This is a genomic window from Micromonospora wenchangensis, assembly GCF_002210435.1.
In the GTDB taxonomy this organism is placed as follows: Bacteria; Actinomycetota; Actinomycetes; order Mycobacteriales; family Micromonosporaceae; genus Micromonospora; species Micromonospora wenchangensis.
The window spans coordinates 39,877-54,361 of sequence record NZ_MZMV01000037.1 but is presented as its reverse complement, the minus strand read 5'-3'; the positions used below and the strand labels follow the sequence as shown (position 1 = coordinate 54,361).

The window sequence follows — 14,485 nt, the reverse complement described above, 5'->3', positions numbered from 1 at the left end:
CCCGACCGGCGGCGGCCGGAGCGGGGCGGGGTCAGCCGAGCTTCGCCAGGACGTCGTTGTAGCGCTTCTGCTCGGCGGCGCTGGTCCGGGTGCCCAGGTAGTTGAGCACCACCGCACCGGCCCGGTACGCCTTGGCCCCCCACACGTCGGTCTGGTTGGTGGCGCTCGCCTCGTCGGGGAAGACGTACACGGCGACGGCGTCGGTGACCATCAGTTGGGCGCAGCCGACACCCGTACCGTTGGGGCCGCAGTCCTTGGAGCGGTCCCGCGGGTCGGGCACCTTGAGGCCGGCGGCCTTGAACGCGTCGACCACCTTGCGGGCGGCGGGGGCGCTGGTCTCCTTGGTCGGCCGCACGAACGGCGGGGTGGAGGGGCTCTCCCGGGGGGTGCTGCCCGGCTTCGCGGCCTTCGGCGCGCCGCCGGCCGGGGGCGCCTCGCTGGTGGCGGGGGCCTTCGACCGGCCGTCGGCCCACGCCCCGCCGTCCCGCTCGTCGCCGGGGTCGTCGCCGCACCCGGCGAGGGCCAGCGCGAGCAGGACGATGGTGGTCACGGGCAGGAGGCGGAGGCGTTTCGTCACCCCGGCAGTCTGCCGAACCGGGTGCGCGCCCGGAACCGGCCGGTCGGTCGATCGGGGTGTCCGGTCAGTGGTAGGGCGGTCACGGCACTAGCCTGCCGGCATGACCCCGACCCCCTGGATCTCGCTGACCACCGACTACGGGCTCACCGACGGGTTCGTCGCCGTCTGCCACGGCGTGATCGGCCGGATCGCCCCGGCCGCGCGGGTGATCGACGTGACCCACCTGGTGCCGGCGGGCGACGTCCGGCGGGGTGCGGCGGTGCTCGCCCAGGCGGTGCCGTACCTGCCGTACGGGGTGCACGTGGCGGTGGTGGACCCGGGGGTGGGCACCGCCCGGCGCGGGGTGGCCCTGGTGACACCGGGCGGGCTGCTGGTCGGGCCGGACAACGGGCTGCTGCCGGCGGCGGCGCAGGCGTTGGGCGGGGTCACCGCGGCGGTCGAGTTGACCTCGCCCGGGTGGGTGGCGGCGGAGGTGTCGGGTACCTTCCACGGCCGGGACGTGTTCGCCCCGGTGGCGGCCCGGCTGGCGCTCGGCGACCCGCCGGCCGACGCGGGCCCGCCCGTCGATCCGGCCGACCTGGTGACCCTGCCCGCGCCGGTGCTGCGTCGGGAGTCCGACGGGTTCACCGCCGAGGTGCTCACCGTGGACCACTTCGGCAACGTGCAGCTCGCCGCCGGGGCCGACCTGCTGGCGGCGTTGCCCGGCTCGGTACGGGTCGACGGCCACCCGGCGGTGCGGGGCGGGACGTTCGCCGACGCGCCGGCCGGGGAACTGGTGGTGCTCGTCGACTCGGCCGGCCTGGTCGCGGTGGCCTGCAACGGTGGCCGGGCGGTGGACCTGCTCGGGGTCGCCCCGGGTGCCACGGTGACGGTGCGGGGACGCCCCGGAGGGTGAGCTGCGCTCCCTGCGAGGCGTCCGGTGTGGAATGCTGCTGCGGTGGGTGAAGTGTGGGTTCCGGTGGGCTGTCCCTGTTGTGCGTCCCGGACGGGTGGGGGCACCTGTCCGGTCTGTTTCTGGACCGATGACGGCCAGGGCGACGCCGATGCCGACGTGGTGCGGGGCGGTCCCAATGGTGACCTGAGCCTCACCCACGCCCGGCTGAACTTCGCCGTGTACGGCGCCAGCCACCCCCGCTACCAGGACATGGTCCGCCCGCCCCGCCCGGACGAGCGGCCCTGAGCCGGTCCGTCCCCCGGCCCGGCGGGGTCGGGGGACGGACCGGTCAGCAGCGGGACACGGTGCCGCCGTACACCGTGGACACGTACGCGTGGCTGACGTACTGGCCGCCGGCCAGCCGGTTCCACCGGTTGGTGGTCCGGTACGTCCCGGTGACCGTCTGCCCGGTGACGTAACACTGGACGGGCACGTTGGCGTGCGTGGCGGCGAGCCCCCGCACCGGGTACGAGGTGCCGGGGCCGGTGCGGACGTTGAGCGGCCCGGAGCCGATCACGCCGCGCGGGCCGCCGCCGGTCCACAGGTACGTCACGTCGACCCAGGCGTTGTCGGTGAGCAGCAGGCCGTCCCAGAAGGTGCCGTCGGCGAGGTCGATGCCGGCCGGGTTGAGCACGGTACGCCCGAACTGATCCTTGCCGCCGTTGTAGCCGTACTGGTAGGCGGCCTGTGCCTCGGGTCGCCCCTGCGGCAGGTCCTTCCAGTTCTCCCGGACGGCGGCGGGGTTCCAGTAGTCGTCGCGGGTGTTCCACGGGCCGACGTCCCAGACGGGGGCGTACTCGCAGCGGCTGCCGCTGGTGGTGCAGACCCGCACGGTGTAGTCCCCGGTGTCGATCGGGGACAGTCCGCGTCGGGACGGCAGGGCGACGAAGTGGTCCCGGGGTTGGATGGTGCGCCCGTTGGCGGTGACCCCGCCGACCTCGCCCTCCCGGGTGGCGAACACCCGGTAGCTGCGCGCGGCGGTGGGGGCCGGGGTGGCGGCGGTGGTGCTGTCGGCGGTGAGCCGCACCGCGCGTACCGATGCGGCGGCGTGCGCGTCGCGGGTGGTGAGCAGCACCCGGGCCTGGACCCGGGTGACCGGGCGGTCGAAGACGGCCGGCCCGGTGCCGGCCTCCCGCCACTCGGTCCAGCCGGTGGCCCGCCAGCCGCGCACCTGGACGCCGACGGTGGCGCCGGTGGCCGCCTCGGCGGTGAGGTCGACGCGGACCCGGTTGGCCGGGCCGGCGAGGGTACGCGCGGGGGCGAGCAGCACCCCCTCGGCGATCGGCGCGCCCAGGGCTGCGGGCCGGGTGCGCCGGGTCGGGTGCGGGTCGGCGAGGCGCAGCCGGCCGGCACCGAAGCGGACGTTGACGTCGTCGCCGCCGGCCACGGCGAGGTCGACGGTCCAGTGCTCCCCGGCAGCGGGTGCGGCTGGGGCGGCGGCGTGGCCGGTGCTCTGGCCGGGGGTACGGGGTGCGGCGGCGGTGGCGGCGGTCGGCACGAGACCACCGGCCAGGGTCAGGGTCAGCAGGGCGGCCAACAGGGACGACGGGGGACGACAAGGGCCAAAGGCCATAATATTCTCCTCAAGACCCCCCTATAGTGCATTTTTTCGTAGATCGACAGGAAGCACGGTACAAATAGCGATACATGCGAATCCTGTTCGGACGAGGGAGAATGCTGGGGTGCCCGAGGGAGACACCGTCTGGAACACCGCCCGCGTCCTGCACCGCGCGCTCGCCGGCGCGCGACTCACCGGCAGCGACTTCCGGGTGCCCGCGCTGGCCACCACCGACCTGACCGGCTGGACGGTGACCGAGTCGGCCAGCCGGGGCAAGCACCTGCTGCTGCGGCTGACCGCACCGGCCCCGGTCACGTCGACCACCGCCTGGACGCTGCACTCCCACCTGCGGATGGACGGCGTCTGGCGGGCGTACGCCCTGGGGGAACGCTGGACGGCCCGGCCGGCGCACCTGATCCGGGCGGTGCTGCGCAGCGCGGAGGCGGTGGCCGTCGGCTACCACCTGCACGAGCTGGCCCTGCTGCCCACCGCCGGGGAGGAGCGCCTGCTCGGGCACCTCGGCCCCGACCTGCTCGGCGCGGACTGGGACCCGGCCGAGGCGGTCCGCCGGCTGGCCGCCGCCCCCGGGGTGACCATCGGCGAGGCGCTGCTCGACCAGCGCAACCTGGCCGGGGTGGGCAACCTCTACAAGTGCGAGCTGCTGTTCCTGCGCGGAATCTCGCCGTGGACGCCGGTCGGCGCGGTGCCCGACCTGCCCGGCACGGTGGCCCTGGCCCAGCGGCTGCTGGCCGCCAACCGGGGCCGGTGGACCCAGAGCACCACCGGTTCGCTGCGCCGGGGCCAGACCAGCTACGTCTACGGCCGGCGGGCCCAGCCGTGCCGCCGCTGCGGCACCGCCATCGCCAAGGAGGACCTGGGCGAACGGGTCACCTACTGGTGCCCGACCTGTCAGCCGGCCCCACCGCCGGCCGGCCCGGGAACACCTCCCGCCTGACGGGACAACCCGCAGACACGGACGAATGGGTAATTCCTATCCGGCCGCCGACGTCGCATGCTGCGGTGGAGTGCTCACCGTTCGTGACCATCGGACGCGACCGCCCACCACGCCGGGGTGGGGGCGGCGGGTCCCCGTGCCCGGGGAGAGCCATGACCCTGTTCCGCAGACTGCGACCGCACTGGACGACCCGGGTCGTCCGCCTCCACCGGCCCGACCGGCCCACCGTGCCGGCCGCCCGCACCGGCGAACCCGACCCCGCCCCGGCGACCCTCGACCCGGCCGCCGTGCCGCGCTGCTTCGGCCCGGTGCCCAACTTCGCCGGCAGCCCGCTGCCCGTACGCGACCCGCAGGGCCGGGTGGTCACCGGCACCGGCCTGCGCAAGTTCGTCGACGCGCTGCCGCTGCCCGGCCCGGCGGGCCGCACCGAGCTGGGCGGACACCTGCCGGTCGCCACCCCCGACACGGTGAGCTGGCCGGGCTGCGACTACTACGAGATCGGGCTGGCCGAGTACACCCAGCGGCTGCACCGGGACCTGCCCACCACCCGGCTGCGCGGCTACCGCCAGCTCAACCTGGGCACCGACCCGAACGGCCACAACACCGTCACCCCACCGGAACGGCCCTACCACCTCGGGCCGCTGATCATGGCCCGGCGGGGCCGGCCGGTCCGGATCAAGTTCATCAACCAGCTCCCCACCGGCCCGGCCGGGGACCTGTTCCTGCCGGTCGACACCAGCCTCCCCGGAGCCGGGGCGGGGCCGCTGGAGGGGCCTGCGCCCTACCCGCAGAACCGGGCCGTGCCGCACCTGTCCGGCGCGCACACCGGGTGGATCAGCGCCGGCAACCCGTGGCAGTGGGTTACCCCGGCCGGCGAGATCACCCCGTACCCGACCGGGCCGGGCCTGACCCACGTGCCGGACATGCCGCCGCCCGGGGCGGGGGCGACCACGCTCTACTACCCGAACGCGCAGAGCGGCCGGCTGATGTGCCTGCACGACAACACCCTCGGCCTGTCGCGGCTGACCGTCCTGTCCGGTCAGTTCGCCCTCTACCTGCTCACCGACCCGGTCGAGGAGGAGTTGACCGCCGACGGGGTGCTCCCCGCCGACCAGGTACCGCTGGTGATCCAGGACCGGACCTTCGTCCCCGACGACGCCCAGCTCGCCGCCGAGGACCCCACCTGGGACCGGGACCGCTGGGGCACCCGGGGCAACCTATGGCACCCGCACGTCTACCAGCCCCGGCAGGACCCGTACCGGGACTGCGGGCGCAACCCCACCGGCCGCTGGGACTACGGCCCGTGGCTGCCCGGCGTCGACGGTGGGGACGGGCCCCGGGTCGGCCCGGTGGACAACCCGCACCACGACCCGGTGGCCGCCCCGCAGGAGCCGCCGCAGGCCCCCGGGGTGCCGCACCCCAGCGCCGTGCCCGACGCGTACGGGGACACCATGCTGGTCAACGGGGTCGCCTACCCGTACCTGCGGGTGCGGCCGACGGCGTACCGGTTCCGGATCGTCAACGGCTGCGCCGACCGGTCGGTCAACCTCCAGCTCTACCGGGCCCGCTCCGACGGGCCGATGTGGCAGGCCGACGGGAGCCTCGCCGACGCCGACGCCGGTGAGGTGCCGATGGTGGACGCGGTCCGCGCCCCCGGCCGGCCGGCCGACTGGCCCACCGACGGGCGCGACGGCGGGGTGCCCGACCCGGCCGCCGCCGGCCCACCCATGATCCAGATCGGCAACGAGTGCGGGCTGCTCCCCGCCCCGGTGGTGCTGCCCAACCGGCCGGTCGGCTACCGCTACGACCGCCGCGACCCGACGGTGCTCAACGTGGACTCGGCCGCGCTGCTGCTCGCCCCCGGCGAACGGGCCGACGTGATCGTCGACTTCTCCACCCTGCCGCCCGGCGCGACGGTGCTGCTCTACAACGACTGTCCGGCCCCGCTGCCCGGCTTCGACCCCCGCTACGACCGGCACACCGCCGCCGGGGACCAGCGCGCCGAGGGCGGCGGCCCCGGCACCCTGCCCGGGTACGGCCCGAACACCCGTACCGTGCTCCAGTTCCGGGTGGCCGGCACCCCCGGCCGCCGGTACGACCTGGACCGGCTGGTCGAGCGGCTGCCCGCCGCGTACGCCGCCGCCCAGCGGCCGCCGGTGGTGCCGCACCCCGTGTACGACCGGGCGTTCGGCACCACCACCGGGCGGGCGACGGTCGCCTCCGCGCAGGCCACCTCGCTCACCTTCACCCCGCCGGGCGGCACCGCGCCGGTCACCCTCCCGATCCAGGTCAAGACCGTGGGGACCGTCTTCGAGCCGGAGTACGGGCGGCGGGCCGGCCGGCTCGGCGTACCCCACCCGGGTGCCGGCCCGCTCGGCCCGGTGTCCCTGCCGCTCGGCCCGACCGACCCGGCGACCGAGATCCTCGTCGCCGCCGACCCGACGGTGGGTCCGGCCGACCCGGCCGACGGCATCCAGGTGTGGCGGATCAGCGGGACCGGCCGGCAGACCCACCCGGTCCGCTTCGACGGCTGCGACGTGCAGGTGGTCAACCGGATCGGCGGGGACGGCACGGTCCGCGCCCCCGACGGCGGGGAGCGGGGCTGGAAGCAGACCGTCCGGGTCAACCCGGCCGAGGACGTGGTGGTGGCGCTGCGGCCCGAGGTGCCGCCGCTGCCGTTCAAGGTCGCCGACAGCGTGCGGCTGCTCGACCCGACCCGACCCGCCGGGGTACGCCTCGACGCCACCGGAGTCAGCCCCTGCGACGGCCGGCCGGCGATCGTGGTCAACCAACAGGTCAACCTGGGCTGGGAGTTCCGCTGGGTGAGCGGCGCGGCCGGGCTGCGGGACCTGGGCATGAGCCGGCCGCTGGTGCTGCGGGTGTCGCCCCGCGCGCCGACCGGGCTGACCGCGACCCCGGTGCCCGGCTCGGCGACCGCGCTGCCGGCGATCGCGCTGGCCTGGACGGGCAACGGCAGCCGGCCGGCGGCCACCGGGCACCTGCTCCAGCGGGCCACCGACGCCGGCTTCACCGCCGGCCTGACCACCATCACCGTGGCGGCGACCGCGACCCGGTACACCGACGCCAGCATCACCCCCGGCGTGACCTACCACTACCGCATCCGGGCCGAGAACGCGGCCGGCTGCTCGGCCTGGTCGAACAGCAGCCCGGCGTCGGTGCGCCTGCCCGCGCCGGGCGGGCTGGCCGCGACGGTGCCACCGGCGGCCCCGCTGCGGGTGGCGTTGCGCTGGATCAACCGCTCCTTCGCCACCGGGCTCGACGTGCAGCGGGCCACCAATCCGACCTTCACCAGCGGTCCGGGCACCACCGCCGTGCCGGTGGCCGACCACCACCTCGATCCGGCGGTCGCCCCGGACACCACGTACTACTACCGGGTGCGGACCACCTACCTCGGTGCGGCGTCACCGTGGTCGACGGTGGCGACGGTGACCACCCCGCCGGTGCCGGAACTGCCGACCGGGGTCGCCGCGACGGTGGGTGTCCCCGCGCCGGACACGGCGACGGTGTCGTTGAGCTGGGCGGCGGGCACCCCGGCCGGGCCGGGGGCCGGGTTCGTGGTGCAGCGCGCGGTGGACCCGGCGTTCGACCGGGAGGTGGCCAGCTTCACCGTCACCGGCCGCAGCTTCACCAACACCGGCCTGGCCCGGGGGGTCACCTACCACTACCGGGTCCGCGCGTTCAACGTGGTCGGCAGCTCACCGTGGACCGACCCGCTGCCGGTCCACACGCCCGACTGAGGTCACCCGGGCGGGCGGCACCGGCGCGGCAGGCCGGACCGGCCCGCCGCGCGGGCGCTCAGCGGGTGGGGGTGCGCTGGGGCTCGCCCACGGCACGCAGCTCGGCCAGGGCGGAGGCGACGCCGTGCAGCAGGTCCGTCGCCTCCAGCAGGCGGGCGGCGGACGGGTCCGCGACGACCTCCGGGTGGGCGTCCTCGGCGACGTAACCGGCCGCGGCGGCGACCAGCCCCTCGTAGGCGGTCACCCCGGCGACCAGTTGGTCGAGCAGGGCCCGGTGGGCCTCTTCGAGCCGGGGCCGGGCCTCGGGTGGGGCGAGCCGCAGGGCGCGCTCCACCCCGGCCGTGCGGTCGGCCAGGTCACGCAGCGAACGGTCGGCGGCGGCGGCCTCCAGCACGGCCGGCTCGGCCAGGCCGGTCAGCCGGGGCGCGATGCCGGCCAGGGTGAGCGCGGCGCGGTCCAGCCGGGCCCACGACTCGGCGGCGGAGGTGCCGCGCAGCGCGAACCGGGAGCGGAACCGGCGGGCCTCGGCCAGCACGCCGGGGCCCACCGGGAGACGTTCGACGGCGGCGACCAGCCGGGCCCGGGAGCGGGCGGCGGCCTCGGCCGGGTCGAGGGCGGGGGGCACCGGGCGGGCCGCGAACGCCCGCAGGTCGATCCAGCGCCAGGCGGCCAGCGCGACGGCGCTGCCCGCGGCGCCGGCCCAGGCCGCGTCGGGCAACCCCAGCCCGGCGTACGGGGTCAGCACCGCCGCCGCGCCGGTGAGCCCACCGGCCAGGACGCTCCACCGGCGGGCGGAGCGCCGCAACCGGCCCAGTCGACGGAAGTGTCGCGTTCGCTCGTCGGCCACCCGTACCTCCTCGTGCCGGCGGTCAGCCGGCGGTGGTGTCCCCCACGCCGCGGTCGCGGCTCATGCTGGCCCGGATCTCGTCCAGCCGGGCGGCGGCGGCCGGGTCGGACGCCGGGGCGGCCGGCTGGGCCTGCTGCTGCACCGACGGCTGCTCCTGCCGACCGCCGAGCTGGTCGCCGGCCATGCTGGCCCGGATCTGCTCCAGCCGGGACGACCCGGCGCTGTCCAGCGTCGACTTCTGGATCTCCAGCATCCGTCCCTCGACGGAGTTGCCGGCCAGCTCGGCGCGGCCCATCGCGTTGGCGTAGCGACGCTCGATGCGGTCCCGCACCTCGTCCAGCGAGGGGGTGTTGGCCGGCGCGGCCATCGACGACATCGACTCCAGCGACCGGGCCACGCTCTCCTGCATCTTGGCCTGTTCGAGCTGACTGAGCAGCTTGGTGCGCTCGGCGAGCTTCTGCTGGAGGATCATGGAGTTGTTCTCGACCGCGCGGCGGGCCTGCGCGGCGGCCCCGAGCGACTGGTCGTGCAGGGTCTTGAGGTCCTCGGTGGCCTGCTCGGCGGAGACCAGCTGGGTGGCGAGCACCTGGGCGGACTGCTCGTAGCGGCCGGCCTCGGCCTCGTCGCCCTTGGCGCGGGCCCGGTCGGCGAGGACCAGCGCCTGCCGGGCGTTACCCTGGAGCCGCTCGACCTCGGTCATCTGCCGGGAGAGCTTCATCTCCAACTGTCGCTGGTTGCCGATCACCGCCGCCGCCTGCTGCACCAGCGCCTGGTGCTGACGCTGCGCGTCCTCGATGGCCTGCTGGATCTGCACCTTCGGATCGGCGTGCTCGTCGATCTTGGCACCGAACAGCGCCATCAGGTACTTCCAGCCCTTGACGAACGGGTTGGCCATCTCCGCGGTATCCCCTCAGTAGCGTCGCTGCGCCCCGGCCACACCCGGGACCGGACGGGCCGGCACGGCGCTCCCCCATCGTCGCAGGCGGACGCCAGCAGGGCCGTTCGTACCGCGGGGAGTGCTCCGGCGGCCTGCGATCAACACTACGCGGCGTCGGCCAGCCCGGCCACGGGACGAACGGCGGGGTCAGGCGGCGCAGACCACGTCGCGGTCACTCGGGCGGACCCGGGCGCTACGCAGGGTGGCCTTGAGGGGGGAGTCCTGGCGGACCGAGACGGCGACCGCACCGTCGGTGGTCACCTGACGCACGCCCCGACCGGTGGCCTTGCGCACCCCGGCGGCGGGACCGGCGGTGGCCGGTTCGTCCTGCACCGGCATGAGCACGCCCGGCAGCTGCTCGGCCAGCGCCACGGTGTCGCTCACCTCGCGCAGCAACTCGGACAGGCGCGCACCGAGCGCGTCGCAGATGGCGGCGAGCAGCTCGCTGGAGGGTTCCTTCTGGCCGCGTTCGATCTCGGACAGGTAACCGAGGCTCACGTTGGCGGCGGTGGAGACCTCGCGCAGGGTGCGGTGCTGACCCTGGCGGCGCGCCCGAAGTGCGTCACCGATCACCCGGCGTAGCAGGACCATCGCACCTCCCCCTGACGGGATTTCACGCTCCGGGCGGATGGTCGCCCGCGCCGGACGCGGTGGACCGCGCCGCCGCCGACGCCGTACGCCGGAGCCTTCCCGCAACCGTACCCGTTGGTCGGCCCGGCGACATCCCACCCCGCCTGTCGGATCTGGACAACGCCGGTCAGCGCCGGCCCGCGCCGGCCGGCGGCACCCCCGCCGCCAACCCGGGGCGCGGGCCCGGCCCCGGCTCCGGAAATGCCCTGTGGATACGCGTCGCGAGCAGGCGTAACGCCTCGATCACCGCCGCCGCGCGGATGTGGTCACGGCCGCCGTCGAGGTCGAGCCGGCGGACCACCGGGCCGCCCGGCCCGGCCACCGCGACATAGACCAGACCGACAGGTCTGCCGTCCTGCGGCTCGGGACCGGCCACCCCGGTGGTGGCCACGCCCCAGTCGGCGGCGCAGCGCCGCCGGCCCCCCTCGGCCAGGGCGATGGCCACGTCCGGATCGACCGGCCCGCGTTCGGCCAGCAGATCCTCGGGTACGTCGGCCAGCCGCGCCTTCAGTTCCGTGGCGTAGGTCACCAGCCCGCCCCGGTAGACGGCGCTCACCCCGGCGATCTCCACGATCGCGGCGGCCAGCAGCCCGCCGGTCAGGGACTCGACGGTGGCCAGGGTCTGCTGCCGTTCGTGCAGGCTGTGCACCACGCCCGCCGCCGGGCTGCCTGCGGGTCGCTCGTGCTGCGCATCGGTCCCCATGCCGTCCTCCTTCCCCGACGTCATCCTGCTACTCATCCCGGCCCGGCCGATCGTCGTGTCCGCTCCCGCCGCCGGTGGGGCGGGCGTCCCGGGCGGGCATCCCCGGGTCCGCCCCCGGTGCCCGGCCCGGCTCCGGGCCCGTGCCGAGACCCGGCCGCCCCGTCGGGCCGGGGCGGGGTCAGCCGGTGAGACCCGCGTCCCGGGCGAGCAGGGCGGCCTGGACCCGGTCGGCGACACCGAGCTTGGCGAAGACGGCCGAGAGCTGGTTGCGGACCGTCTTCTCGCTGAGCCCGAAGTGACGGGCGATCCGGGCGTTGGTGTCGCCGCCGGCCAACCGGCGCAGGATGTCCCGCTCGCGCGGGGTGAGCCGGTCGAACGGGGGCGGCAGCTCGACCGGCTGGCGGCGCAGGCTGGTCAGCATCTGCGGGCCGACCCGGGGGCCGAGGACGAGCCCGCCGCCGGCCACCGTCCGCAGCGCGTCGACGATCACGTCCGGGTCGGTGTCCTTGAGCACGTAGCCCCGGGCGCCGGCCCGTAACGCCCGACCGACCACGTCCTCGTCGTCGGTCATGGTCACCATCAGCACCCGGGTCTCCGGCCGGCCCTGCACGATCCGCCGGGTCGCCTCCACGCCGTCGCCGTCCGGCAGCGCCACGTCCATCGCGACCACCCCGACGGGCTCGGTCGACGCGATGCCGACCGCCTCGGCGCAGGTGGCGGCCTCCAGCACGCCGTCGACCCAGGTCTCGCCCTCCAGCATGGTCCGCAGGCCCCGCCGGACCACCGGGTGGTCGTCCACGATCAGCACCCGCACCGCCCCGCCACGGGCCCCCTCCGCCGTCACTGCCCTCCCCCTCCCGCCGCGCCTTCCTCCACCCGGGGATCTTCGGTGATCAAGAGGTTCGCGTCATCCTCCGGGCGGATTCTGACGCGAACCTCTTGATCACCGGAAGCAGGCTGGGGCGGGGCGGGGGCGGGGGCGGGCGGGGCCGGGGCCGGGGGTAGGGGCAGGCGGACCCGGATCAGGGTGCCGTGCGGGTCGCGGTCGACGATGTCGCTGCCGCCGCCCAGCTCGGCGGCCCGCTCCCGGATCGAGTCCAGGCCGACGCCGCCGGGCCGGCGGGCGACGATGCCGGTGCCGTCGTCGGACACCTCCACGACCAGCGCCCGACCCCGGCGCACCACCACGTCGCAGCAGGTGGCCCCGGCGTGCCGGGCCGTGTTGGCCAGCGCCTCGCCGACGATCCGGTACGCCGCCACCTCCACCGCCGCCGGCAGCCCGTGCAGCGGGTCCGCAACGCTCAGCCGCACGGTCAGGGTCGGGCCGTCGAAGCGCTGGCACTCGGCCCGCAGCGCCGACTCCAACCCCCGGTCCAGGGCCGCCGGGCGGAGCTGGTCGACCAGTTGGCGTACCTCGCCGGTGCAGGTGAGCAGGTCGTCGGCGAGCCCGTCGAGGATGCGGGCCAGCCGGGCCTGGTCGACGGCGGCGAGCTTGCGGGCCGCGCGTACCTGCATCGACATGCCGGCCAGGGTCGGGCCGAGCCCGTCGTGCAGATCCCGGCGCAGCCGGCGGCGCTCCTCCTCCCGGGCGGTGACCAGGCGTTCCCGGGAGTCGCGCAGGTCGCGGATCAGCCGGGCGGTCGCGGCGGCCACCGAGGCGTGCAACGCGACGTCGCTGAGCAGCCGCCGCTCGACCGGGGTGAACCGGGTGCCCGGTGCCCGCCGGGCCACCACCAGCCGCCCCACCCGCTCGCCGTGGGTCACCATGTCGAAGCGTTCCAGCCCGGTGGTGGCCCGGCCGTGCGCGGCGTGCACCCGGGCGGGCCGCCCGTCGTCGGGCTCCCCGCCGAGTTCCACCGCCACGTACGGCACCTGGAGCGAGCGGGCGATGGTGCCGGTCAGCAGCGGCAGCACCGCCTCCGGCTGGACCGTCCGCTCCAGCAGGTCACCGAGGCGGGCCAGCACCGCGTACGGCTCGTCGCGGTCGCCGTAGAGCAGCCGGTTCACCCCGCGCTGCACCCGCCGCCGCAGCGGTTCGAAGGTCACCGCGATCAGCCCGGTCGCCACCAGTGAGGCGTTCGAGGTGTCCCCGCGCAGCACGAGGTCCCGCAGCAGGGCGACCACCCCGACGAACGCGGCGATCACCAGCAGGCTCATCACCAGCCAGACCAGGGTCCGGTTGATCACCTGTTCCAGGCCGTAGAGCCGGTAGCGGAGCACCGCCAGCGTCATCGCGCCCGGGATCGCGATCACCATCAGCACCCACGCGCCGGAGAGGTTGAGCCAGTCCAGCAGGAAGCCGAGCAGGAACAGTACCCCGGCGGCCAGCAGGCAGGCGAGCTGCTGGCGGGCCTCGCCGACGGCCCGCCGAAAGCGTCGGGCGAGCGCCACCAGCACGGCGGCCACCAGCAGCAGCTCCACCCCGACGGTCAGCAGGGCGACCCGGACCAGCAGCCGCGCGGTCGGGTCGGTGGCCGTCGTCGCGGACAGCAGCAGGCCCCGGGGGTCGCTGGTCGCAGCCACGGCCAGCGCCACGGCCACCACCGCCGTGGTGACCACCAGCCCGACCGCGACCGGCCGGAACCCTGGGCCCGGCAGCCGGCCGTCCGGGAAGACCAGCAGGGCCAGGAAGATCAGCCCGTACGGCGGCCACCAGAGCCACTGGCCCAGCCAGGCCAGCGGGGTGACGGCGGGCCAGCTCAACGCCAGCACCGCCGTCCCGGCGACGAGTCCGGCGGCCAGCATCAGCCGGCCGACCGGGTGACCGGGCACCCCGGCGAGCACCAGCGCGCCGAGCGCGGTGAACGCGACCGCGATCGTGCCGGTCAGCGCCGCCGGCCCGAGCGCCGCCGGCTGCGGGTACCACCACTGGCCGGCCAGGACGAGCCCGGCGACGAGCAGGCCCGCCCCGGCCAGGACCCGGCGGGACGGGGACAGCGCGGCGATGGGCGACGGCACGGCAGGCCTTCCGGGGTTGGTCGTCGGTGGTGGGAGCGGCTGGGTCAGTCGGCCCAGCCGGCGGCGTGCATGGCGTTGTGCAGCCAGTTGCCGGTGTCGTGTTCGAGGTGGTCGGGCAGGGTGCCGATCTCGTGCGGCAGGTCCGGGCCGTCCAGCCGGGGCAGTTGGGCCAGCGCCTGCTCCAGCGTGATCCGGGAGCGGGCGAGCACGTCCGGGTGGCTGCGGACGTACCGCGCCACGTGGGCGAGCACCGCGGTCAACCGCTGCCGGACGGCCTCGGGCTGCGCCGGGGCGGCGCCGGCGTCGAGGGACTCCAGCCGCCAGTCGGCGGAGAAGACCGGGTGCAGCCGTCGGCCGGTGACGTCGAAGAACTCGACCGCCCCGGCGAGCTTCTCGCCGTGGTCGGCGGTCGACAGCAGGTCGGACAGGTCCTGGTAGACGTGGCAGAACGTGTCGTCGGCCGCGATCAGCACGATCCGTCGGTCGTCGCCAGCGGTCAGGGTCATGATCACTCCTCGGGTGCCGTACGCGGACGGCGGGGCCGGTCCCCCGGCAGCCGTCCGCCGCAGCGTAGGTGGTCGACCGTCCACAGTGGCACCGCCGGGCGGGCCGGCGGGGTGGACGGTCG

The 14,485-nt window shown here is 75.9% G+C and carries 13 protein-coding genes; 4 read left to right on the top strand and 9 right to left on the bottom strand.

The window, feature by feature from the left end:
• Positions 1-31: 31 nt before the first annotated feature.
• Positions 32-577 carry a hypothetical protein gene (locus tag B5D80_RS20930; RefSeq protein ID WP_144081729.1) on the bottom strand — a complete coding sequence of 182 codons (546 nt, stop codon included), beginning with the start codon at positions 575-577 and terminating at the stop codon, positions 32-34.
• A 100-nt stretch (positions 578-677) separates the two neighbouring features.
• Here B5D80_RS20930 and B5D80_RS20925 point away from each other — a divergent pair, with 100 nt between their 5' ends.
• Together B5D80_RS20925 and B5D80_RS20920 are read left to right on the top strand one after the other, a co-directional pair.
• On the top strand, positions 678-1,472 hold the full coding sequence (locus B5D80_RS20925; RefSeq protein WP_088645608.1) for an SAM hydrolase/SAM-dependent halogenase family protein: 795 nt from the start codon (positions 678-680) through the stop codon (positions 1,470-1,472).
• A gap of 24 nt (positions 1,473-1,496) precedes the next feature.
• Entirely contained in the window at positions 1,497-1,757 is a 261-nt protein-coding gene (locus B5D80_RS20920; protein WP_307820989.1) for a CPCC family cysteine-rich protein, read from the top strand.
• 43 nt (positions 1,758-1,800) lie between these two features.
• Here the strand turns inward: B5D80_RS20920 and B5D80_RS20915 are convergent, their stop codons facing one another.
• Positions 1,801-3,084, bottom strand: coding sequence for a hypothetical protein (locus B5D80_RS20915; protein WP_088645606.1), 1,284 nt, complete (start codon positions 3,082-3,084; stop codon positions 1,801-1,803).
• Between the two features lie 109 nt (positions 3,085-3,193).
• Between B5D80_RS20915 and B5D80_RS20910 the strand changes: the two genes are divergently transcribed.
• On the top strand, positions 3,194-4,024 hold the full coding sequence (locus B5D80_RS20910; protein ID WP_088645605.1) for a DNA-formamidopyrimidine glycosylase family protein: 831 nt from the start codon (positions 3,194-3,196) through the stop codon (positions 4,022-4,024).
• 152 nt (positions 4,025-4,176) lie between these two features.
• Positions 4,177-7,782 (top strand): fibronectin type III domain-containing protein, encoded by a 3,606-nt coding sequence (locus B5D80_RS20905; RefSeq protein WP_088645604.1) that lies wholly within the window; start codon positions 4,177-4,179, stop codon positions 7,780-7,782.
• 58 nt (positions 7,783-7,840) lie between these two features.
• Here the strand turns inward: B5D80_RS20905 and pspM are convergent, their stop codons facing one another.
• The 7 genes from pspM to B5D80_RS20870 all read right to left on the bottom strand — a co-directional run bounded on the left by pspM (position 7,841) and on the right by B5D80_RS20870 (position 14,363).
• Entirely contained in the window at positions 7,841-8,629 is a 789-nt protein-coding gene (gene pspM, locus B5D80_RS20900; RefSeq protein ID WP_088645603.1) for a phage shock envelope stress response protein PspM, read from the bottom strand.
• Between the two features lie 22 nt (positions 8,630-8,651).
• The gene (locus tag B5D80_RS20895; protein ID WP_088645602.1) at positions 8,652-9,524 is read right to left on the bottom strand and encodes a PspA/IM30 family protein; all 873 of its coding nucleotides are present in this window, start codon (positions 9,522-9,524) and stop codon (positions 8,652-8,654) included.
• Positions 9,525-9,713: 189 nt separating this feature from the next.
• Positions 9,714-10,157, bottom strand: coding sequence for a helix-turn-helix domain-containing protein (locus B5D80_RS20890; protein WP_088645601.1), 444 nt, complete (start codon positions 10,155-10,157; stop codon positions 9,714-9,716).
• A gap of 166 nt (positions 10,158-10,323) precedes the next feature.
• Positions 10,324-10,899 carry a CinA family protein gene (locus B5D80_RS20885; protein ID WP_088645600.1) on the bottom strand — a complete coding sequence of 192 codons (576 nt, stop codon included), beginning with the start codon at positions 10,897-10,899 and terminating at the stop codon, positions 10,324-10,326.
• 178 nt (positions 10,900-11,077) lie between these two features.
• Complete coding sequence (locus B5D80_RS20880) at positions 11,078-11,743, bottom strand: response regulator (RefSeq protein WP_088645599.1); 666 nt, start codon at positions 11,741-11,743, stop codon at positions 11,078-11,080.
• Positions 11,740-13,857, bottom strand: coding sequence for a sensor histidine kinase (locus B5D80_RS20875; RefSeq protein ID WP_245854832.1), 2,118 nt, complete (start codon positions 13,855-13,857; stop codon positions 11,740-11,742). The genes B5D80_RS20880 and B5D80_RS20875 overlap by 4 nt, the downstream gene beginning before the upstream one ends.
• 44 nt (positions 13,858-13,901) lie before the next feature.
• Positions 13,902-14,363: a hypothetical protein gene (locus tag B5D80_RS20870; RefSeq protein WP_088645598.1), complete on the bottom strand. Its 462-nt coding sequence runs from the start codon at positions 14,361-14,363 to the stop codon at positions 13,902-13,904.
• Between the last annotated feature and the right edge of the window lie 122 nt (positions 14,364-14,485).